The 18,941-nt window shown below is 67.1% G+C and carries 18 protein-coding genes; 7 read left to right on the top strand and 11 right to left on the bottom strand.

What is annotated here, in order from left to right:
* Window positions 1-30: 30 nt before the first annotated feature.
* Entirely contained in the window at window positions 31-705 is a 675-nt protein-coding gene (locus tag OLX23_RS19510) for an ABC transporter ATP-binding protein (RefSeq protein WP_264446727.1), read from the bottom strand.
* Window positions 698-1,939, bottom strand: a complete 1,242-nt coding sequence (locus OLX23_RS19505) for a lipoprotein-releasing ABC transporter permease subunit (protein WP_264446726.1) — start codon at window positions 1,937-1,939, stop codon at window positions 698-700. Before OLX23_RS19505 ends, OLX23_RS19510 begins: the two co-directional genes overlap by 8 nt.
* Window positions 1,940-2,140: 201 nt before the next feature.
* On the opposite strand from OLX23_RS19505, the gene OLX23_RS19500 reads away from it, so the two are divergent.
* The 4 genes from OLX23_RS19500 to OLX23_RS19485 all read left to right on the top strand — a co-directional run bounded on the left by OLX23_RS19500 (window position 2,141) and on the right by OLX23_RS19485 (window position 5,165).
* Complete coding sequence (locus OLX23_RS19500) at window positions 2,141-2,365, top strand: hypothetical protein (RefSeq protein WP_264446725.1); 225 nt, start codon at window positions 2,141-2,143, stop codon at window positions 2,363-2,365.
* A gap of 163 nt (window positions 2,366-2,528) precedes the next feature.
* Window positions 2,529-3,998, top strand: coding sequence for an amidophosphoribosyltransferase (purF, locus tag OLX23_RS19495; protein WP_264446724.1), 1,470 nt, complete (start codon window positions 2,529-2,531; stop codon window positions 3,996-3,998).
* A 12-nt stretch (window positions 3,999-4,010) separates the two neighbouring features.
* Window positions 4,011-4,721, top strand: coding sequence for an SDR family NAD(P)-dependent oxidoreductase (locus OLX23_RS19490; protein WP_264446723.1), 711 nt, complete (start codon window positions 4,011-4,013; stop codon window positions 4,719-4,721).
* 90 nt (window positions 4,722-4,811) lie between these two features.
* Window positions 4,812-5,165, top strand: coding sequence for a PilZ domain-containing protein (locus OLX23_RS19485; RefSeq protein ID WP_264446722.1), 354 nt, complete (start codon window positions 4,812-4,814; stop codon window positions 5,163-5,165).
* Window positions 5,166-5,173: 8 nt separating this feature from the next.
* Here OLX23_RS19485 and OLX23_RS19480 read toward each other — a convergent pair whose 3' ends face one another.
* Together OLX23_RS19480 and OLX23_RS19475 are read right to left on the bottom strand one after the other, a co-directional pair.
* Complete coding sequence (locus tag OLX23_RS19480) at window positions 5,174-6,547, bottom strand: cryptochrome/photolyase family protein (protein ID WP_264446721.1); 1,374 nt, start codon at window positions 6,545-6,547, stop codon at window positions 5,174-5,176.
* Window positions 6,544-7,488, bottom strand: a complete 945-nt coding sequence (locus OLX23_RS19475; protein WP_264446720.1) for a metal-dependent hydrolase — start codon at window positions 7,486-7,488, stop codon at window positions 6,544-6,546. The genes OLX23_RS19480 and OLX23_RS19475 overlap by 4 nt, the downstream gene beginning before the upstream one ends.
* A 50-nt stretch (window positions 7,489-7,538) precedes the next feature.
* Here OLX23_RS19475 and OLX23_RS19470 point away from each other — a divergent pair, with 50 nt between their 5' ends.
* Window positions 7,539-8,243 carry a phosphatase PAP2 family protein gene (locus OLX23_RS19470; protein ID WP_264446719.1) on the top strand — a complete coding sequence of 235 codons (705 nt, stop codon included), beginning with the start codon at window positions 7,539-7,541 and terminating at the stop codon, window positions 8,241-8,243.
* Here OLX23_RS19470 and OLX23_RS19465 read toward each other — a convergent pair.
* Both OLX23_RS19465 and OLX23_RS19460 read right to left on the bottom strand, forming a co-directional pair.
* Window positions 8,240-9,283 carry a 2-oxoacid:ferredoxin oxidoreductase subunit beta gene (locus OLX23_RS19465; protein WP_264446718.1) on the bottom strand — a complete coding sequence of 348 codons (1,044 nt, stop codon included), beginning with the start codon at window positions 9,281-9,283 and terminating at the stop codon, window positions 8,240-8,242. The two genes, OLX23_RS19470 and OLX23_RS19465, sit on opposite strands and share 4 nt — an antisense overlap.
* Window positions 9,280-11,253 carry a 2-oxoacid:acceptor oxidoreductase subunit alpha gene (locus tag OLX23_RS19460; protein WP_264446717.1) on the bottom strand — a complete coding sequence of 658 codons (1,974 nt, stop codon included), beginning with the start codon at window positions 11,251-11,253 and terminating at the stop codon, window positions 9,280-9,282. Before OLX23_RS19460 ends, OLX23_RS19465 begins: the two co-directional genes overlap by 4 nt.
* A 247-nt stretch (window positions 11,254-11,500) precedes the next feature.
* Here OLX23_RS19460 and OLX23_RS19455 point away from each other — a divergent pair, with 247 nt between their 5' ends.
* The gene (locus tag OLX23_RS19455) at window positions 11,501-11,983 is read left to right on the top strand and encodes an RNA pyrophosphohydrolase (protein WP_264446715.1); all 483 of its coding nucleotides are present in this window, start codon (window positions 11,501-11,503) and stop codon (window positions 11,981-11,983) included.
* 146 nt (window positions 11,984-12,129) lie between these two features.
* Here the strand turns inward: OLX23_RS19455 and OLX23_RS19450 are convergent, their stop codons facing one another.
* The 5 genes from OLX23_RS19450 to OLX23_RS19430 all read right to left on the bottom strand — a co-directional run bounded on the left by OLX23_RS19450 (window position 12,130) and on the right by OLX23_RS19430 (window position 17,915).
* Window positions 12,130-12,672, bottom strand: a complete 543-nt coding sequence (locus tag OLX23_RS19450; RefSeq protein ID WP_413629921.1) for a tetratricopeptide repeat protein — start codon at window positions 12,670-12,672, stop codon at window positions 12,130-12,132.
* Window positions 12,673-12,683: 11 nt separating this feature from the next.
* Complete coding sequence (locus tag OLX23_RS19445) at window positions 12,684-13,865, bottom strand: RsmB/NOP family class I SAM-dependent RNA methyltransferase (protein ID WP_264446712.1); 1,182 nt, start codon at window positions 13,863-13,865, stop codon at window positions 12,684-12,686.
* Window positions 13,866-13,871: 6 nt separating this feature from the next.
* Entirely contained in the window at window positions 13,872-15,329 is a 1,458-nt protein-coding gene (gene guaB / locus OLX23_RS19440) for an IMP dehydrogenase (RefSeq protein WP_264446710.1), read from the bottom strand.
* Between the two features lie 276 nt (window positions 15,330-15,605).
* Window positions 15,606-17,066, bottom strand: a complete 1,461-nt coding sequence (locus tag OLX23_RS19435; protein WP_319641337.1) for a M28 family metallopeptidase — start codon at window positions 17,064-17,066, stop codon at window positions 15,606-15,608.
* 93 nt (window positions 17,067-17,159) lie between these two features.
* Window positions 17,160-17,915: a 3-hydroxybutyrate dehydrogenase gene (locus OLX23_RS19430; protein WP_264446709.1), complete on the bottom strand. Its 756-nt coding sequence runs from the start codon at window positions 17,913-17,915 to the stop codon at window positions 17,160-17,162.
* A gap of 96 nt (window positions 17,916-18,011) precedes the next feature.
* Between OLX23_RS19430 and OLX23_RS19425 the strand changes: the two genes are divergently transcribed.
* Entirely contained in the window at window positions 18,012-18,884 is an 873-nt protein-coding gene (locus OLX23_RS19425; RefSeq protein WP_264446708.1) for a neutral zinc metallopeptidase, read from the top strand.
* The last annotated feature ends 57 nt before the right edge of the window (window positions 18,885-18,941 follow it).

The raw sequence follows: 18,941 nt of genomic DNA, 5'->3' as shown, positions 1-18,941 counted from the left end.
TTCCCGCACGGAGGTTGCAGCGCAAAGTCGCTATTCGAGCTTGCCGTCGTGAAGCCGCACGACGCGATCCATGGCCTGGGCCAGGCGTTCGTTGTGCGTCGCGACGATCGCCGCAGAGCCCTCGCCCCGCACGAGCTTGAGGAACTCACCGAACACGCGATCCGCGGTCGCCTCGTCGAGGTTGCCCGTGGGCTCGTCGGCCAGGACCAGCTCGGGCTTGTTGGCCAGCGCGCGCGCCACGGCGACGCGCTGCTGCTCGCCACCCGAGAGCTGGCTGGGCCGATGATCGAGCCGCGCGCCGAGCCCGAGCGCAACGAGCAGTTCGGTCGCCCGAGCGGTCGCTTCCTCGTGCGTACGGCCGGCGACGAGCTGCGGCAGCAGCACGTTCTCGATCGCGTTGAAGTCGGGCAGCAGGTGGTGGAACTGGTAGACGAAGCCCAGATGGTCGCGGCGCAGCGTGGTCCGCGCGTCACCGTCGAGCGCCGTGGCATTGGTGCCGGCGATCTCGATCTTGCCCTGGAAGCCGCCCTCGAGCAGACCGATCGCCTGGAGCATGGTCGACTTGCCCGAGCCCGAAGGACCGAGCAGCGCGACGATCTCGCCCGGCTGCACAGCCAGATCGACCCCGCGCAGCACGTCGATCGTCACGCCGCCCTGTGCGAAGCTGCGCTTGAGGTCGGTGATGCGGACGACTGGTTCACTCATAACGCAGCACCTGCACGGGATCGGTGCTCGCCGCGCGGAAGGCGGGATAGAGCGTCGCGAGGAAGGAGAACACCAGCGCCATGACGCTGATCACGGCGATCTCGACCGGATCGGAACGGCTGGGCAGTTCGGTCAGGAACCGGATCGAGGGATCCCAGAGGTTCTGCCCGGTGACAAGCTGAACCAGGTTCACGATCGGCTGGCGGAAATAGAGGAAGACGAAGCCGAGCAGCAGGCCCGTGATGGTGCCCAGCGCGCCGATGACGAAGCCCGTGGTGACGAAGATCTTGAGCAGCGAGCGCCGCGTCGCGCCCATCGTGCGCAGGATCGCGATGTCGCGGGTCTTTGCGCGCACCAGCATGATCAGCGACGAGAGGATGTTGAACACCGCAACGAGGACGATGATCGACAGCACGACGAACATCGCCACGCGCTCGACCGCCAGCGCCTCGAACAAGGAGGCGTTGATCGTCTTCCAGTCGGTGACGACGGCCTGCCCCTGGAGGCGCTCGGCCAGCGGATGCAGGATCTCGCCGACCCGGTCGGGATCATTGGTGGTGATCTCGATCATGCCCACCGAGTCCCCGGTCAGCAGCAGGGTCTGCGCGTCGGGGATCGGCATGACCACGAAGGCCTGGTCATAGTCGTAGACGCCGATCTCGAAGATCGCCGAGATATGATAGGCGACCTGCCGCGGCACCGTGCCGAACGGCGTCGAGCGACCGGCCGGATTGATGATCGTGATCGTATCGCCGACCTGCGCGCCGAGGTTCTCGGCCAGCCGCGCGCCGATCGCGACGTTGCTGGAACCGGCCTGCAGATCGATCAGCCGGCCCGATTTCACCTGCGGCTGGATGCGGCGAATGTCCTCGGCGGTATTGCCGCGTACCAAGATCGCCTCGACCCGGCCGTTGAAGGTCGCGAGCAGCGGCTGCTCGATCAGCGGCGACGCGCGGACGACACCCGGAGTTTTGCGCACGTCGGCGAGTACGCCCTGCCAGTTCTCCAGCCGTCCGCCATAGGCGTTGACGATGGCATGGCCGTTGAGACCGACGATCTTGTCGAACAGCTCGGCACGGAAGCCGTTCATCACGCTCATGACGATGACCAGCGCGGCCACGCCGAGCGCGACGGCGACGAGACTGATGCCGGCGACGAGCGCGATGAAGGCCTCGCCGCGTCCGGGAAGCATATAGCGCTTGGCGATCGTCCATTCGAAAGGGCTGAGGATCAAGCGGAGTTTGCCTGTCAGATAACCGGTATGGGTTCGCCGGCGGTTTAGGGTCAGCCGTGGGGCCTTGGCAAGCACCGTGACCATGCCAGGCTTAACCTGTGTGAAACCAATTCGCTTGTGGCCTGCTGAACCATTCTCCTTGGCCCCTCGTTAGAAACCCCCGGCTAGATAGCATGCAACGATCATGAAGGGATCTGACGCGTGTTTGTTACGAGAAGCAGCAATGGACCGCTCGTCGCCGAGCGCCGCACACCGGTCGCCCCCAAGCCACCCGAGCCGGCCAAGCCGCTCTCGCAGCAGCCCGAAGTGCGTTTTGTCGCTCCCGCTCACAACGAGACCCCGCGTCCTGTGGTCCAGGCCGGTGCGCTGAGCGCGGTCCAGCACGGCGCCAACAAGGTCTACGGCATGGTGTCCAAGTTCACCTGAAAGGCCGTTTGCGCCGCGATGAGAACCCCTGACCGGAGCGCCGCGGCACAGCGAAACATACCAAACCGGGGAGTTCGGCGACCGCCCCGCCGCGCTCCCCTTGCTTTCGCGACCGACTAGGCCCAAATGCGCGGCATATAGGGCTCGCTGGCCGGACGATTCTATGAACTTTACCAATCCTTTTCTCGATCGCGATGGCGACAAGCTTCGCGAGGAATGCGGCGTATTTGGCGTGATCGGCGCCAAGGATGCCGCTTCGATGACCGCTCTGGGCCTCCATGCCCTGCAGCATCGCGGCCAGGAGGCCGTGGGCATCACCAGCTTCGACGGTAGCGAGTTCTACTCGCATCGCGGCATCGGCCACGTCGCGCAGGTGTTCAACAGCGCCGAACGGCTCGCCGAACTGCCGGGTGCGATGGCCTCGGGCCACGTCCGCTATTCGACGACCGGCGGCTCGGGCCTGCGCAACGTGCAGCCGCTGTTCGCCGATCTCGCCTCGGGTGGGTTCTCGATCGCGCACAACGGCAACATTTCGAACGCGATGCACCTCAAGCGCGATCTCGTGCAGAAGGGCGCCATCTTCCAGTCGACCTCGGACACCGAGGTCATCATCCACCTCGTCGCCACCAGCCGCTATCCTACGCTTCTGGACAGGTTCGTGGATGCGTTGCGCATGGTCGAGGGCGCCTATTCGCTGATCTGCATGACCAGCGAAGGCATGATCGCCTGCCGCGATCCGCTGGGCATCCGCCCTTTGGTGATGGGCCGCATCGGCGATGCCATCGTCTTCGCCAGCGAGAGCGTCGCGCTCGACGTCGTCGGTGCCGAGCTGATCCGCCAGATCGAACCGGGCGAACTCGTCCAGGTCGATCACAAGGGCACGATCTCCAGCCATCGCCCCTTCGGCAATTTCAACGCGCGCCCCTGCATCTTCGAGCACGTCTACTTCAGCCGCCCCGACTCGGTGCTCGATGGCCAGTCGGTCTACAACGTGCGCAAGCAGATCGGCGTCGAGCTGGCCAAGGAATCGCTGGCTGCAGCGGACCTCGTCATCCCCGTGCCCGACAGCGGCGTGCCCGCGGCGATCGGTTATGCCCAGCAATCGGGCATTCCCTTCGAGCTCGGCATCATCCGCTCGCACTACGTCGGCCGAACGTTCATCCAGCCTTCGGACGGCGCACGCCATGCCGACGTCAAGCGCAAGCACAACGCCAACCGCGCGCTGGTCGAAGGCAAGCGCATCGTGCTGATCGACGATTCGATCGTGCGCGGCACCACCTCGATGAAGATCGTGCAGATGATGCGCGATGCCGGCGCGGCCGAAGTGCACATGCGCATCGCCAGCCCGCCGACCGAACATTCGTGCTTCTACGGCGTCGATACGCCCGAACGTTCGAAGCTGCTCGCCGCGCGGATGGACATCCAGGCGATGGCCGAGTTCATCCAGGCTGACAGCCTGGCCTTCGTCTCGATCGATGGCCTCTATCGCGCCGTCGGCGAAGCCGGTCGCAACAAGGGCTGTGCGCAATACTGCGACGCCTGCTTCACCGGCGACTATCCGACCCGCCTGACCGACCTGGCCGAGCGCGATACCCCCGATCTGCTGACCCTGCCGATCAACCGCGTCGCGTAAGGGAGTTCGGACATGAGTGAAGGGCCCTTCTCCGGCCAGGTGGCGCTCGTCACCGGCGCCAGCCGCGGCATCGGTGCGGCCACGGCCGAAGCTCTGGCCAAGGCCGGTGCGCACGTCGTCCTGACCGGGCGCGACACCAAGCGGCTCGAGGAAATCGAGGAGCGCATCTTCCAGGCCGGCGGCAATGCGACGATCGCGCCGGTCGACCTGGCCGAGCCCGACGGCATCGCTCGGCTCGCGACGGCGATCTCGCAGCGCTGGAAGGCGCTCGACATGCTGGTGATCAACGCGGCGGTTCTGCCCGAGCTGACCTCGGTCCAGGACATCAGCCAGCGCGCCTTCAACCAGGCGCTGACGGTAAACGTCCTCGCCACCCAGTCGCTGATCGCCAATTTCGACCCGATGCTGCGGCGGAGCGCCGATCCGCGCGTGATCGGCGTGACCAGCTCGGTCGGCGCCCAGCCGCGCGCCTTCTGGGGCGCCTATGGCGCGACCAAGGCCGCTTTCGACGTGCTGCTCGACTGCTATGCCCAGGAAACGCGCAACGTCTCGAAGCTGCGCGTGGCGATCGTCAATCCGGGCGCGACGCGCACGGCGATGCGCGCACGCGCCTATCCGGGCGAAGATCCGGCTTCGGTGAAGGCTCCCGAAGTCGTTGCGGAAAGGCTGGTTTCGCTTTTGGCAGAACCCTTTGCCAGTGGTCATAGAGAGTCCGTTAACTAGCGAAATAAACTCCCCCGTAGCCAGACCGGCAGCATAACCGGTCGACCGGCGGCGCTCGATTGGCCGCCGGGAAGGATTACGGAGCCCGGGATGTCCAATTTCGCTTCACAGGATCGCTACGCTTCGGCCGCGCAGGAGGATCGCTCCTCGCCGCGGACGCGCATCTCGATCCCGGCCTCGCTGCGCCCTTCGGGCTCGCGCGGGTTCCAGACCGTGGTGCAAGATCTCTCGCTCTCGGGCTTTTCGGCCATGGCGATCAACCGCCTGCATCCCGGAACGCTGTGCTGGCTGACGATCCAGGGCATGGAATCGATGGAAGCCCAGGTGATCTGGTGGAACAACAGCCTGGTCGGCTGTGCCTTCAACCAGCTGCTCAACCCGATCATCCACGACAACCTGCTCGAGCGCTGGCGCGGTAGCGGGATCTTCCGCTCGGTCTCGTAAGCTCGAAATCAGCGCCCAGCGGCGCTCTTCATCGCACGATAGGCCTCGAGCGCGCGCTCGCGGGCTTCGCGGTGACCGATGATCTTGGCCGGATAGGAACCACGCCGATCGTCGGGCGGATCATGGATATCGTCGTCCGACAGGTCGGCGAGTTCGGGCACCCATTCGCGGATATAGCCGGCAGCGTCGAACTTGGGTGACTGGGTCAGCGGCGCCATGATGCGGGTGAACAGGTTGGCGTCGACGCCGCTGCCGGCGACCCACTGCCAGTTTACCGCGTTGTTGGCATAGTCGGCGTCGACCAGGGTATCCCAGAACCAGCGCTCGCCCTCGCGCCAGTCGATAAGCAGATGTTTTATCAGGAAACTCGCCGCGATCATGCGGACGCGGTTGTGCATCCAGCCGGTATGCCAGAGCTGGCGCATGCCGGCATCGACGATCGGATAGCCGGTGCGGCCCTGCTGCCAGGCCTTGAGATCGGCGGCACTGCGCCGCCAGGAAAACGACCTGAATTCATCGCGATAGGAGCGCTCAGCATAGTCGGGAAACTGCCAGATCACGGTCTGCGCATAGTCGCGCCAGAGCAGTTCGCCGCGGAAACTTGACACCCCCTCGCCGCGCCGCATTGCCACCGCATTCCACACCTGTGTCGGCGAAATCTCGCCAAAATGCAGGTGCGGCGACAGACGCGAGGTGCCCTCGACCGAGGGCAGGTTGCGGTCGCGCTCGTAGTCGGCGGCGACGTGAAGAAACTCGTCGAGCGAGTCCTGCGCCGCCGCCTCGCCGCAGGCCCAGTCCTTGCGCAGGCCCGCCGCCCAGTCGGGCTTGCTGGGCAGCAGGTTCCAGTCGGCGAGGTCATCGGACTTCGGCCAGGTCGCGGGACTGGTCAGCGCGGGCTCATCGAGCGGCTCGCGCTCGGGCAGGCGCTGCATCGCAGCCTTCGCGAAAGGCGTGTAGATCTTGAACGGCGTCCCGGCACCCGTCGTGACCGCGCCCGGCGACAGCAGGTAGTTGCCGTCGTGGATATGGAGGTCGAGCCTGGCCGCCAGGGTTTCCTCGGCCGCACGCCACCAGGGTTCGTAGTGCGCGATGGCGTGGACCGACTTGGCGCCGGTCTGCCTGGCGAGCTTGACCAATTCGGCGACGCTTTCGCCCCGCCGCAGGATCAGCTTCGAATGGTGCCGGCCGAGCGAGCGTCCGAGCGCTTCGAGGCTGTGATGCAGCCACCAGCGCGAGGCCCCACCGAGCTTGCGGTCGCCTGGAGTCTCGTCGTCGAGCACGAAGACCGGGATCACCGGGCCTTCGCTGGCGGCGGCGCAGAGCGCGGGCTGATCGGCGAGCCGCAGGTCGCGGCGCAGCCAGACGAGGACGGGGGCGGTCACGGCTTGAGCTCGACCCGGAAATTGCCGGCGGTGATGCCGGAAAAGCGCTGGTCGCCCAGCACGATCGTCTCACCCTGAACCTCGGCTAGCGGCATGCGCGACCAGAACAGGAAGGCCTGTGCTTCGGGACTGTGAACGGCGCGCACCGCAATGCGCGGATCGGACATTCCGATCGGCCGAAATGGCGTCCTGGCCTTCAAGGCCAAGAACGGTTCGCTCTCATAGCTGCCATAGGCGCTATCGGTACGGACCAGGACCTCACGTCGCCAGAAGGTCAACGGCGTCGGATTGGCCACGACCATGCGAATACCCGGCACCAGATCGCGCGCCTGCGCGGCCGCCTGGGCGCTGATGCCGAGATTCAGCGCAAGATAGGCGACGATCCCGGCAAACGCCGTCGCGGCCGGCCGCCGCCAGTCGCGCCGTCCGACCTTGTCCCGCTTCCGCGAATGCCACACGCCGGCGATCAGCATCGCCAGCAGCCAGGGATCGACGATGAACAGCGCATCGCCATAGAACCAGCGGTGCGAGAAAGGTTCCAGCAGGCGCACGCCGTAGGAGTTCATCCAGTCGAACAGCGGATGGCTGAGGCAGCCCAGATAGGCCAGCGCCAGCAGCCAGCCCGGTCGCAGCGGCAGGCGATCGGCGGGACGCTTGCCGCGCCGCGTTTGCCAGCGATCGTACCAGATCATCGCCCCGGTCAGCAGCAGCGGCAGGACCAACATGGCGATCGGCCCGTGGGTGATCCCGCGCCGCAAGGCCAGGCTGACCGTGCCGAGCACCGTGCAGCCGGCGTCGATGTCGGGAATGTTCGCGGCGATGATCAGGGTCGGCATCGCCAGCCCGGTCTTGCGCTTGAGCCCCATCTGGCCGAGCAGCGCGCCGACGAGGCTATGCGTGACATTGTCCATGCGCACCTTGGTGCAAGTCCGCGCGAACAAAGGCAATCCCCGCTTGCAGCATCGCCTTGGCTCGGGCGTTATCCGCAAACATGACCGATCACCCCACCCCTCCCCGCTCCGCGCACGGCTGGCGCATCGACCCGCGCCACGCGCTGATCGCCGGGCTACTGTGCTGGGCGGGTTTCGCCGCGATGGCGGTGCTGATGCAGAGCGGGAGGATGGGCGCCTTCGACGCGGCCGGGCTCAGGCTGTGGCGCGATCATGCCGACCTCGGCCTGCCGCGCGGACCCGGCTGGCTGATCGAGGCGGTACGCGACTATACCGCGCTCGGCGGATTGCTGCTGCGCCACCTTTTCGCGCTCGCGGCCGTGGCGGCGCTGCTGTTCCTGCGCCTGCGCCGCGAGGCCGTGCTGTTCGCGGCCACGGTCATGAGCGGCTGGTTGGTCGGCAGCGCGCTCAAGGCGCTGTTCGGCCGTGCGCGACCCGACATCGTCCCGCACCTGATGGCGGTCGACGGCGCGAGCTTTCCCAGCGGGCATTCGTTCAACGCCGCCGTCGTCTATATCGCGATGGCGCTGGCCTTCGCCGCACTGAGCCCGCATCGGCGCTTGCGCTGGACCTTGATCGGCGGCGCGCTGCTGCTGACCTTGCTGGTCGGCCTGAGCCGGGTCTGGCTGGGCGTGCACTTTCCCAGCGACGTCCTGGCCGGCTGGCTCGGCGGCGCGGGCTGGGCCTTCCTCGCGTCGGCCCTGCTCTACCGGCCCGCAGCCGTGGTGGCCGAGGCCGGAACCTAGAGTTCCGGCCCGCCCTCGGTCACGGTCCAGGTCTGGCCCTTGGCGAGCAGCTTGCCGAGATCGGCCGACTTGCCGGCGTTGACCTGGCGGTCCTGGCCGAGCAGTTCGTCCTCGAAGGTCGGACGCGGATCGTCGTAGAGCACGCCGAGCGCCATCGGGAACGGTCCGAACGGCATTTCGACCAGCATGTGCGCGATCGCGCGGTTGGTCACGTCGTGGACGATCACGCCCGCCGCCTGCCAGTCACCATCGACGACGTCGACGACTTCGAGATGCAGGTGATCGATGTTGAGCGCGATGCCCTTGACGCCGCCCGACTTCTCGCTGCCGAACAGCATCGGCTCGCCGTTCTTGAGCCAGAGCTGGCTGCCCTCGGCACCCTTGGGGGCGGCGAAGTCCTCGAAGCGGTCCTTGTTATAGACGATGCAGTTCTGGAAGATCTCGACGAAGGCCGCGCCCTTGTGGGCGTGGGCGGCCTTGAGCACGCCCGAGAGCTCCTTCGACACGTCGAAGCCACGCGCGACGAAGCGCGCGCCGGCGCCGAGCGCGAGGGCCGCGGGCTGCGCCGGGCGATCGACCGAACCCACCGGCGACGACGGCGACGGCGTGCCGAGGCGGCTGGTCGGCGAGTACTGGCCCTTGGTCAGGCCGTAGATCTCGTTGTTGAACAGCAGAATCTGGCAGTTCAGGTTGCGACGCAGGATGTGCATCGTGTGGTTGCCGCCGATCGACAGGCCATCGCCGTCACCGGTGACGAGCCAGACGTCGAGCTCGGGATTGGCCAGCTTGATGCCCGTGGCGAAAGCCGGCGCACGACCGTGGATCGTGTGGAAGCCATAGCTCTCGACGTAATAGGGGAAGCGGCTCGAGCAGCCGATGCCCGAGACGAACACGGTGTTCGCCGGATCGGCGCCGATCTCGGGCAGAGTGCGCTGCACGGCCTTGAGGATCGCATAGTCGCCGCAACCCGGGCACCAGCGGACTTCCTGATCCGACTCCCAGTCCTTGAGAGTGGTCTGGATGGGGCTCATGTCGTTCATGGGTTCACCGCCTTGGTGCTGGGGAGCTGGGTGTCGTCGGCGTCGACCTCGCCACCCTCGTTGCCCGGAATGCCGTCGAAGAAGGTCGCGATGGCCTCCTGCAGTTCGGCGATCGTGAAAGGCTGGCCGCTGGTCTTGGTCAGCGGCTTGGCATCGACCAGGAACTGATCGCGCAGCACGGTCTTGAACTGGCCCGTGTTCATCTCGGGCACGAGCACATGATCGTAGCTGTGCAGCAGTTCGCCCAGGTTCTGCGGCAGCGGCCAGATGTGGCGGACGTGGACGTGGCTGACGTCGAGGCCCTTGGCGCGCATGCGGCGCACCGCCTGGTGGATCGGCCCGTAGGTCGAGCCCCAGCCGACCACGGCCAGCTTGCCGCCGGCCTGACCCAGCGCGACGTCCTGATCGGGGATCGAAGCGGCGATGCCGTCGATCTTGGCCTTGCGGGCGTCGGTCTGCGTCTGGTGCGCGAGCGGCGAGTAATCGATGTTGCCGGTATCGACCGCCTTCTCGATGCCGCCGATGCGGTGCATCAGGCCCGGCGTACCCGGCTTGATCCAGGGGCGCACGCCCTTGTCGTCGCGCTTGAACGGCAGGACCACCCTAGTCTCTTCTGGGCCGTCACCGTTCTTCTCTTCGAGGAACTCGACGGGGAACTCGGCGAAGTCGGCCGGGTTCGGCACCTTCCACGGCTCGGCCGCATTGGCGATGTAGCCATCGGTCAGCAGGATGACCGGAGTCATGTACTGCACGGCGATGCGGCAGGCCTCGATCGCGACCTCGAAGCAATCGGCCGGCGAGCGCGCGGCGATCACCGGGATCGGCGCGTCGCCGTTGCGGCCGTAGACCGCCTGATAGAGGTCCGACTGCTCGGTCTTGGTCGGCAGGCCGGTCGACGGACCGCCGCGCTGCGAGTTGACGATGACAAGCGGCAGTTCGGTCATGATGGCGAGGCCCATCGCCTCGCCCTTGAGCGCGATGCCCGGACCCGACGACGAGGTGACGCCGAGCTGGCCGGCATAGGAAGCGCCGATGGCGGCGCAGATCGCGGCGATCTCGTCTTCCGCCTGGAAGGTGGTGACGCCGAATTCCTTCATCTTCACGAGGTTGTGAAGGATCGCCGAGGCCGGGGTGATCGGATAGCCGCCGAAGAACATCGGCAGCTTGGCCAGCTGCGCACCCGCGACGAGACCGTAGGACACCGATTCAGCACCGGTGACCGTGCGGTAGAGACCCGCCGGCGACGGCGAGGGTTCGAGATGCAGCTTCTTGAGCGGACCTGCGAGCTCGGCCGTCTCACCATAGGCATGGCCGGCGTTGAGCGCGGCGATGTTGGCATCGGCCAGGATCTTCTTGTCGCCCTTGAACTTGGCATTCAGCCCGTCGATGATCGGCTGGCGATCACGGTCGAACATCCAGAGCGCCAGGCCCAAGGTCCACATGTTCTTGCAACGCAGCGCGTCCTTGTTGCCGAGGCCGAACGGCTTCACGGCTTCGACGGTCAGCGCACTGATGTCGAAGGCCAGCAGGTCCCACTTGGCGAGGCTGCCGTCCTCGAGCGGATTGGCCTCGTACTTGGCCTTCTCGAGGTTGCGCTTGTTGAACTCGCCGCTGTCGGCGATGATCAGGCCGCCGGCCTTGAGCGCGGCGACATTGGTCTTCAGCGCGGCCGGGTTCATCGCCACCAGCACGTCGGGCTGATCGCCCGCGGTGGTGATCTCGGTCGAGCCGAAATTGATCTGGAAGGCGGAAACGCCGAACAGGGTGCCGATCGGCGCGCGGATCTCCGCCGGGAAGTCCGGGAAGGTCGCCAGGTCGTTGCCCGCGAGCGCGGTGGAAAGGGTGAACTGCCCGCCGGTCAACTGCATGCCGTCGCCGGAGTCACCGGCGAAGCGCACCACGACCGCTTCTGGAACGTCATTCTCGCGCGGCTTTGCCGCTTCGTCACCTTCGGCCAAAATCGTTGCCATCACTGTCCTCTATGGCGTCGGTCTATCTACTGCCGGTCGCCCTACGCTCCCGCGGGGGAAGCACAATTCAGAAAAACTGTCAGGCGACAAAGCCTCTGTCGCCAACATACAATCTGCAAGACGCCGCAGGCGCAGCCTAGTCAAGCAGCAATGCAGGCCATATGGGTATGGCGAGCCGTTTGTGCCCGGAAAGATCATTCATGCCTGAGTTCAGATCATTTTTCCCGACTCGGGTCGGGCCCTGCCGATGAGCGATTTCAGCGCGCTGCCCTATCGTCCCTGCGTCGGCGTGATGCTGGTCAACGGCGACGGGCAGGTCTTCGTCGGCAAGCGGATCGACAACAAGGAAGGCGACGCCTGGCAGATGCCGCAGGGCGGGGTCGACGAGGGCGAGGACCTGCGCCCCGCCGCGCTGCGCGAACTGGCCGAGGAAACCGGCGTCCGCGAGGACCTGGTGACGATCATCGCCCAGTCACGCGAAGAACTGCTCTACGACCTGCCCGACGAGCTGATCGGCAAGCTGTGGAAGGGCAAGTACCGCGGCCAGCGCCAGACCTGGTTCCTGCTGCGCTTCGCCGGCGAGGACGCGGACATCGACCTCAACGCCCACGACCCGGCCGAATTCCTCGAATGGAAATGGGTCGCGCCCGAGACGCTGCCGGACATCATCGTGCCCTTCAAGAAGCGCGTCTATCGCACTGTCCTGGAAGAGTTTCGCGATCTGATTTGAGTATCCTCCCCGGCACGGGGAGGTGGCAGCGCGCAGCGCTGACGGAGGGGGCTCTCATCCAGGCGCACCCTCGCGAGGAAGCATCACACGATAGCCCCCTCCACCACCGCCTACGGCGGCGGTCCCCCTCCCCGTACCGGGGAGGATCAGTTCTCGCTGACGACCGGCTGCGGCTTGACCGCGTCGGCCGAGACGACGCGCGGCGGCGGGCCCTTGGCGATCACCGCCGAAAGCGCGCGCGTGGCTTCGCAATTGCTGCCGCACAGGCCTTCGAGGCGGCTCAGGTTGCGGCGCGCCTTCTCGATCGCGCCCTTCTCGGCGAGCGCGGCGCCCTCGCCCGAGATCGCCTGGACGTTGCTCGGCTCGGTCTTCAGCGCCTCGCGATAGTAGTGGAGCGCCTTGCCCTGCATGCCCTGGCGGCGAGTCGCCTCGGCCAGGTCGAGCAGGATCTGGATATTGCCGGGCTGCACGGTCAGCGCCGCCTCATAGGCGTCGACCGCCTCGTTGACGCGGCCGGCGGCCAGTTCGGCGCGACCTTGCGACAGCAGCGCCGAAGCCCGCGGATCGAGCGGCTTGGCCGGCGCGGAGAAACTGACGCTTGAGGTAACGGCGACGAGCAGGGATAGGGCAAGTGCAGCGGGCGTGTAGCGCATCAACAGGTCCTTGGCCGAAGCAGCGGTCATGGGCATTTCCATGACAGTTAGCAGCTTCGGGTTAAGATCGCGACGAAAAATCCGTCGGTTCCGTCGTGAAACGGGCTGAGCCGCAGGCCCTCGCCGCGCATTTGCCCCGCCGGAAGCATCGGCACCGTCGCTTGCCATTCGCCGTGACGGGCGAGGAAGGCGTCGACCTGCCCCGCGCCTTCGCGGTCAAGCAGCGAGCAGGTGACATAGACCAGCCGGCCGCCGGGGCGCACCAAGGTGGCCGCAAGATCGAGCAGCCGCGCCTGCAGCGCGACATAGCGCGCGAGCTGCTTTTCGGTGAGCCGCCAGCGCGCCTCGGGATTGCGCCGCCAGGTCCCCACGCCCGAGCACGGCGCATCGACGAGCACCGCGTCCGCCTTGGCCTGCCACGCGGCCAGCGCCTCGGCCTCGCGTCCGGTATCGAGCAGGACCGTCTCGACGATCGAGACGCCCGCGCGCTCGGCGCGCGGCATGAGGCGCGACAGGCGCGCGCGGTCGGCATCGCTGGCGATCAGGCGCCCGCGGTTCGCCATCGCCGCGGCGAGTGCGAGCGTCTTGCCCCCGGCCCCGGCGCAGAGATCGATCACGGTCTCGCCGGGCTGCGCCGCCAGCGCCTCGCAGGTGAGCTGCGAGCCCGTGTCCTGGACCTCGATCCGCCCGGCCTTGTAGGCGTCCCACTGCTCGACCGGTGTGCCGAACGGCAGGCGCAGGCCCTGCGCCGCGACCGTGGCTTCGCCCGGCGAAGGCAGTTCGATCGTCGCGCGATCGGCCTTCAAAGTGTTGATCCTGAGGTCGAGCGGGGCGCGATCGAGCAGCGCCGCCGCTTCTGCGCCGACGAGCCCGCTATCGGCCAGCGCCTGCTCGAGCCAGGCCGGCGCCACGCCGGGCTGGGCGACGGGCTCGTCCGGCGCGATCGGCGCAGGCGCATGGCGCGAGCCGTCGAACAGTGTCGCCAATGCGGCATCGTCCTGCGCGAGCAGCAGCATGGCGGCGCGCCCGCTCTCGGGTATCTCACCGCAAGCGCGGATAGCCGCATAGGCGAGCTCGCGCACGGCTCGGCGATCGCCGCTGCCGGCGAAGCGGCGCGACTTGAACCAGTCCGAGATCAGCCGGTCGGCCGGCGCGCCATTGTCGCGCGCCGCCGCGATGACGAGGTCGAGCACCTCGATCGCCGCCTGGACCCGTGCGGCGGGCGTCATCGCCGCTTACCGGGTCGGATAGTTCGGCGCCTCGCGCGTGATCGAGACGTCGTGGACGTGGCTCTCGCGCAGGCCGGCATTGGTGATGCGGATGAACTGCGCCTTGGTGCGCAGGTCGTCGATCGACTGCGAACCGGTATAGCCCATCGCCGCGCGGATGCCGCCGACGAGCTGGTGGATCACGTCCTTGGCCGGGCCCTTGTAGGGCACCTGGCCCTCGATACCCTCGGGCACCAGCTTCATCTGGTCCTTGATGTCGCCCTGGAAGTAGCGATCGGCCGAACCGCGGCCCATCGCGCCGACCGAGCCCATGCCGCGGTACGACTTGTAGGCGCGGCCCTGGTAGATGAAGCTCTCGCCCGGCGCTTCCTCGGTACCCGCGAGCATCGAGCCGATCATGATCGTCGAGGCGCCCGCGGCGAGCGCCTTGGCGGCGTCGCCCGAAGTGCGCAGACCGCCGTCGCCGATCACCGGCACGCCCGACTTGGCGGCCTCGGCCGCGGCTTCCATGATCGCGGTGAGCTGCGGCACGCCGACACCCGCGACGATGCGCGTGGTGCAGATCGAGCCCGGGCCGATGCCGACCTTGACCGCATCGGCGCCGGCATCGATCAGCGCGCGCGTCGCTTCGGCCGTGGCGACGTTGCCGGCGATGACCTGCGCCGAGTTCGACAGCTTCTTCACGCGCTCGACCGCGCGGGCCACGTCCTTGTTATGGCCGTGGGCGGTATCGATGATGACGACGTCGCATTCGGCCGCAAGCAGCGCCTCGGTACGATCGAAGCCCTTTTCGCCGACGGTCGTCGCCGCGGCGACGCGCAGGCGGCCCGAGGCGTCCTTGGTCGCGTTGGGGAAGTTGACCGCCTTCTCGATGTCCTTGACCGTGATCAGGCCGATGCAGTGGAAGGCATCGTCGACGACCAGCAGCTTCTCGATGCGGCGCTGGTGCAGCAGGCGGCGCGCCTCTTCCTGATCGACGCCGAGCTTCACCGTGGCGAGGTTCTCGTGCGTCATCAGTTCGCGCACCGGCTGGGCCGGGTTGGCGGCGAAGCGGACGTCGCGGTTGGTCAGGATGCCGACGAGCTTGCCGCTGGCCTCGACCACGGGGATGCCGCTGATGCGGTTCGCCTGCATGATCGCCTGGGCATCCCCCAGGGTGGCGTCGGGCGTGATCGTGATCGGGTTGACCACCATGCCGCTCTCGAAGCGCTTGACCGCGCGCACCGCGGCAACCTGTTCCTCGACCGTGAGGTTGCGGTGGAGCACGCCGATACCGCCGAGTTGCGCCATGACGATGGCCATGTCGGCTTCGGTGACCGTGTCCATCGCCGAGGAGATGACCGGAATGTTGAGCCCGATCTCGCGCGTCAGCCGCGTGCGGGTGTCGGCCTCGCTCGGCAGGAAGTCGGACTCGGCCGGACGCAGCAGGACGTCGTCGAAAGTCAGGCCGAGAGGGATGTCCATGGTGCCACTGCGCCTTTCGCGGTTGGATTCGTGGCGGCCCATGTAATCAAGCCGGCCCGATACCGCTAGGGCTGAATTGCACCTTGTCCTTCCCCCTCGATGGGGGAAGGATGCGAAGACTTGGTGAGCGCAGCGAACCTAGTCGCAGCTGGATGGGGGTGAGTGCGCAGTCGACCGATGCATCAGCCGGCGAAAATCACCCCTACCCAACTCCGGCTAGGCGACAAGTCGCCAAGCCTCCGTATCCCTCCCCCATCAAGGGGGAGGAAGCAGTCCCTACTTCTTCCCCTCGCTCCGTCGGGGAACGCGGCGGACGTCGGCGAACCAGCGGCCCAGCGCGACCTGGAAGGCGACGTCTTCGGCCGCGCCGCCGAGTTCGATCTTCTGCGACAGGTCGTCCTTGGGGCGGTGGTAACCGCCCTCGAAGAAGGCCTCGAGCCGCGCCATGTCGCCATAGGCGCTGGTGACCATGACCGCGGGAATGTCGTGCTGGTGCAATGCCCAGCCGTCCTGGCGGCGGACATAGGCGTCGATCCCGTCGCTGGCGACGAGCTTGCGCTTCTGCTGCCGGGCCACGGCGGCAATCTGCGCGTCGAGCGAGGTCATGCCCTTGCCGACGATCGCGATCGGGGTGCCCGCGGGCGCGATGGCGAAGCTGTCGATGTTGAAGGCCGCGACGATCTGACCCAGCGGCAAAGGCGGATTGTCGGCGAAGGCATGCGCGCCGAGCAGGCCCAGTTCCTCGGCCGTGGTGGCAAGGAAGTAGATGTCGCGATCGGCCGGCGGCATGCGCACCAGCCGACGCGCGGTCTCGGTCAGCACGGCCAGACCGCTGGCATTGTCGATCGCACCGTTGCAGATCTGGTCCTCGGCCGGCGGTTCGGCGCAGCGCCCGAAGCTGTCCCAATGCGCAAGGAACAGCACGGCGCCGGCATCGGAACGACGCCCCGGAATCTTGCCGATCAGGTTGTGCGTCTTGATCGTCGTCTCGGTGCTCGTCGCCTCGAGCGTCGCGGTCAGTTCGAGCGGCTGCGGCGCGAAGCCCGGTGCCACGGCCAGCTTCTCGAGCCCGTCCAGGCTGCGCGAGGCGCCCTGGAACAGCGCCACTGCGCCTTCGCGCGTGATGAAGCCTTCGAGATCGCCGCCGACATCGTCTTCGGCCAGGGCATAACCCGAACGCCGACGCCGCGCGGCAACGCTGTCGAGCGTGCGATCGCCGTCGAGCACGGTCAGCACCGCCGAGGCGCCGGCTGCGAGCAGCGCGTTCTGGCGCTCGCTGTCGTCGATCCCGGCATCGAGCAGCAACGCGATGCGCCCGGCCAGCTCGCTGCGCGCGGGTAGCGCTCCCTGCCCGCGGCCGACGAACAGCACCGGTGCATCCTTGACCAGCGCGCGCCGCCCCGAGGTCAGCATCAGCACCGCGTCGCGCGGTACGTACTGCCGGCGGCCCTTGCGCGTGAACATCGCCGAGGACGAGGCCGGCTCGCGCGCGATCAGGGTGACCGGAGCGAACCATTCGTGACCAGGCGTGTTGGTGCCCGAGACGAGGCCGATGTCGAACCACTGCTTGGCGAGATAGCGCAGGGTCTTCGCCTCGCCGTCGGTGCCGGGCTCACGCCCCTCGAAATCGTCGCTGGCCAGTGCGCGGATATGCTGCATCAGCTGGGCTTCGAGCACCGTGTCGCGACGCGACGCAGCGAGGCTCTCTGAAGACAGGCCGAGACCCGTCATCAGCATGCAACCGATGATCGCAAGCCTGCCCCTGTTCATCCGGTCAAGTTACAGCATCGCCTAGGGTCATCAAGATTTATGACTGTTAACCAAGAGGTTTTATTCAGCCGTCCAACCGCCATCCATGCTCATGTTGGCCCCCGTCACGTTGGCTGCGGCCTCGCTGCACAGGAACACCGCCATCGCGCCGATGTCGCTCGGCTGGACGAAGGACTTGGTCGGCTGGCGCACGAGCAGCACGTCCTCGATCACCTGCTCGCGCGTCAGGCCGCGCGCCTTCATCGTGTCGGGGATCTGGTTCTCGACCAGCGGCGTCCAGACGTAGCCGGGACTGATGCAGTTCGCTGTGACGCCATGGGTCGCCAGTTCGAGCGCCAGCGTCTTGGTCAGCCCGGCGAGCCCGTGCTTGGCCGCGACATAGGCCGACTTGAACGGCGATGCGGTCAGCGAATGCGCCGAGGCGACGTTGACGATCCGCCCCCAGCCCGCGGCCTTCATGTGCGGCACGGCCAGACGGCTGGTGTGGAACGCCGCGGTCAGGTTGAGCGCCAGGATCATGTCCCACTTCTCGACCGGGAACTCCTCGATCGGCGCGACGTGCTGCATGCCGGCATTGTTGACCAGGACATCGACGGGCCCCGCCGCCGCCATCAGCGCTTCGCAGCCGTCGCGCTGCGATAGGTCGCCGGCGACGTGACGCGCCGAAAGCTCGTCGCAAAGCGCCTGGATCGCCTCTGCTTCGCCGAAGCCCGAGAGCACGATCTCGGCGCCCTCCGCATGCAGCGCCCGCGCGACGGCCAGGCCGATACCCGAGGTCGAACCGGTGACGAGGGCGCGTTTGCCTTTGAGGAACATGCTCGACTCCATGGGGTTGTCAGCTAGGATTGCGTCAGCGGTATTCGCACTTGCGGCATGATCGACGCAAGTGCGGCGAAGGGAGGAAGAAGGCCAATGCGCCTCGACGATTTCGATCCTCGCGACATCAACGTCGAGGATCAGCGCGGCGGCATGCTGCCGATCGGCATGGCCGGCGGCAAGATCGGCTGCGGCACCCTGGTGATCGCGCTGATCGCGGCGGTGGTGTTCGGCGTAGACCCCACGCAGATGCTCGGCGGCCTCCAGCAATCGCAGGAGCAATCGGCACCGATGCAGCCGCAGGGCGCGCCCAAGAGCCTCAGCGAAAGCTGCTCGGTCGACGCGGTCAGCCGCGAAACCTGCAACGCGCTGGCTTCGCTCAACCGCACCTGGCAGCCGATCTTCGAGCGCTCGAACGTGCCGTTCCAACAGCCCAAGCTGGTGTTCTACTCGCAGATGGGTCGCTCGGGCTGCGGCGCGGCGCAGAGCGCGATGGGGCCGTTCTACTGCCCCAGCGACAACGGCATCTACATCGACACCGACTTCTACCGCGAGATGGAGCAGAAGCTCGGCGCCGGCGGCGATTTCGCACGCGCCTATGTCATGGCGCACGAATACGGCCACCACGTCCAGACCCTGACCGGCCTGTCGCGCCAGGTTCGCAGCGCGCAGGAGCAGAACCAGGGCCAGGCCAATGCCCTGCAGGTGCGCATGGAGCTTCAGGCCGACTGCTACGCCGGCGTCTGGGCCGCGAAAAACAAGGACCGCATCGAGCCCGGCGACATCGAGGAAGGCCTGACCGCGGCCAGTTCGATCGGCGACGACACCTTGATGAAGAACGCCGGCCAGCGCGTGAATCCCGAGAGCTTCACCCACGGTTCAAGTGCGCAGCGCATGGAATGGCTGCGCAAGGGACTCGAAAGCGGGAACGAGGACGCCTGCGACACGTTTGCCGATCTGAGGCGGTAGGACGGGTCGTGTCGCGCCGGCGCCGCTTCGATGGAACCCTGGCAAGGCACACGGCGG

Source organism: Novosphingobium sp. JCM 18896 (assembly GCF_025938095.1).
GTDB lineage: Bacteria > Pseudomonadota > Alphaproteobacteria > Sphingomonadales > Sphingomonadaceae > Novosphingobium.
This window is presented reverse-complemented; position numbering and strand designations above follow the sequence as displayed.

Excerpts from the sequence above, each read along its gene's own strand:
- OLX23_RS19445 (WP_264446712.1), bottom strand. The coding sequence starts at position 13,865 with ATGACGCCCGCCGCACGGGTCCAGGCGGCGATCGAGGTGCTCGACCTC.
- OLX23_RS19485 (WP_264446722.1), top strand. The coding sequence starts at position 4,812 with ATGTCCAATTTCGCTTCACAGGATCGCTACGCTTCGGCCGCGCAGGAG.
- OLX23_RS19490 (WP_264446723.1), top strand. The coding sequence starts at position 4,011 with ATGAGTGAAGGGCCCTTCTCCGGCCAGGTGGCGCTCGTCACCGGCGCC.
- OLX23_RS19435 (WP_319641337.1), bottom strand. The coding sequence starts at position 17,066 with ATGCTGATGACGGGTCTCGGCCTGTCTTCAGAGAGCCTCGCTGCGTCG.
- OLX23_RS19455 (WP_264446715.1), top strand. The coding sequence starts at position 11,501 with ATGAGCGATTTCAGCGCGCTGCCCTATCGTCCCTGCGTCGGCGTGATG.
- guaB (WP_264446710.1), bottom strand. The coding sequence starts at position 15,329 with ATGGACATCCCTCTCGGCCTGACTTTCGACGACGTCCTGCTGCGTCCG.
- OLX23_RS19465 (WP_264446718.1), bottom strand. The coding sequence starts at position 9,283 with ATGAACGACATGAGCCCCATCCAGACCACTCTCAAGGACTGGGAGTCG.
- OLX23_RS19470 (WP_264446719.1), top strand. The coding sequence starts at position 7,539 with ATGACCGATCACCCCACCCCTCCCCGCTCCGCGCACGGCTGGCGCATC.
- OLX23_RS19450 (WP_413629921.1), bottom strand. The coding sequence starts at position 12,672 with ATGCCCATGACCGCTGCTTCGGCCAAGGACCTGTTGATGCGCTACACG.
- OLX23_RS19430 (WP_264446709.1), bottom strand. The coding sequence starts at position 17,915 with ATGTTCCTCAAAGGCAAACGCGCCCTCGTCACCGGTTCGACCTCGGGT.
- OLX23_RS19510 (WP_264446727.1), bottom strand. The coding sequence starts at position 705 with ATGAGTGAACCAGTCGTCCGCATCACCGACCTCAAGCGCAGCTTCGCA.
- OLX23_RS19425 (WP_264446708.1), top strand. The coding sequence starts at position 18,012 with ATGCGCCTCGACGATTTCGATCCTCGCGACATCAACGTCGAGGATCAG.
- purF (WP_264446724.1), top strand. The coding sequence starts at position 2,529 with ATGAACTTTACCAATCCTTTTCTCGATCGCGATGGCGACAAGCTTCGC.
- OLX23_RS19460 (WP_264446717.1), bottom strand. The coding sequence starts at position 11,253 with ATGGCAACGATTTTGGCCGAAGGTGACGAAGCGGCAAAGCCGCGCGAG.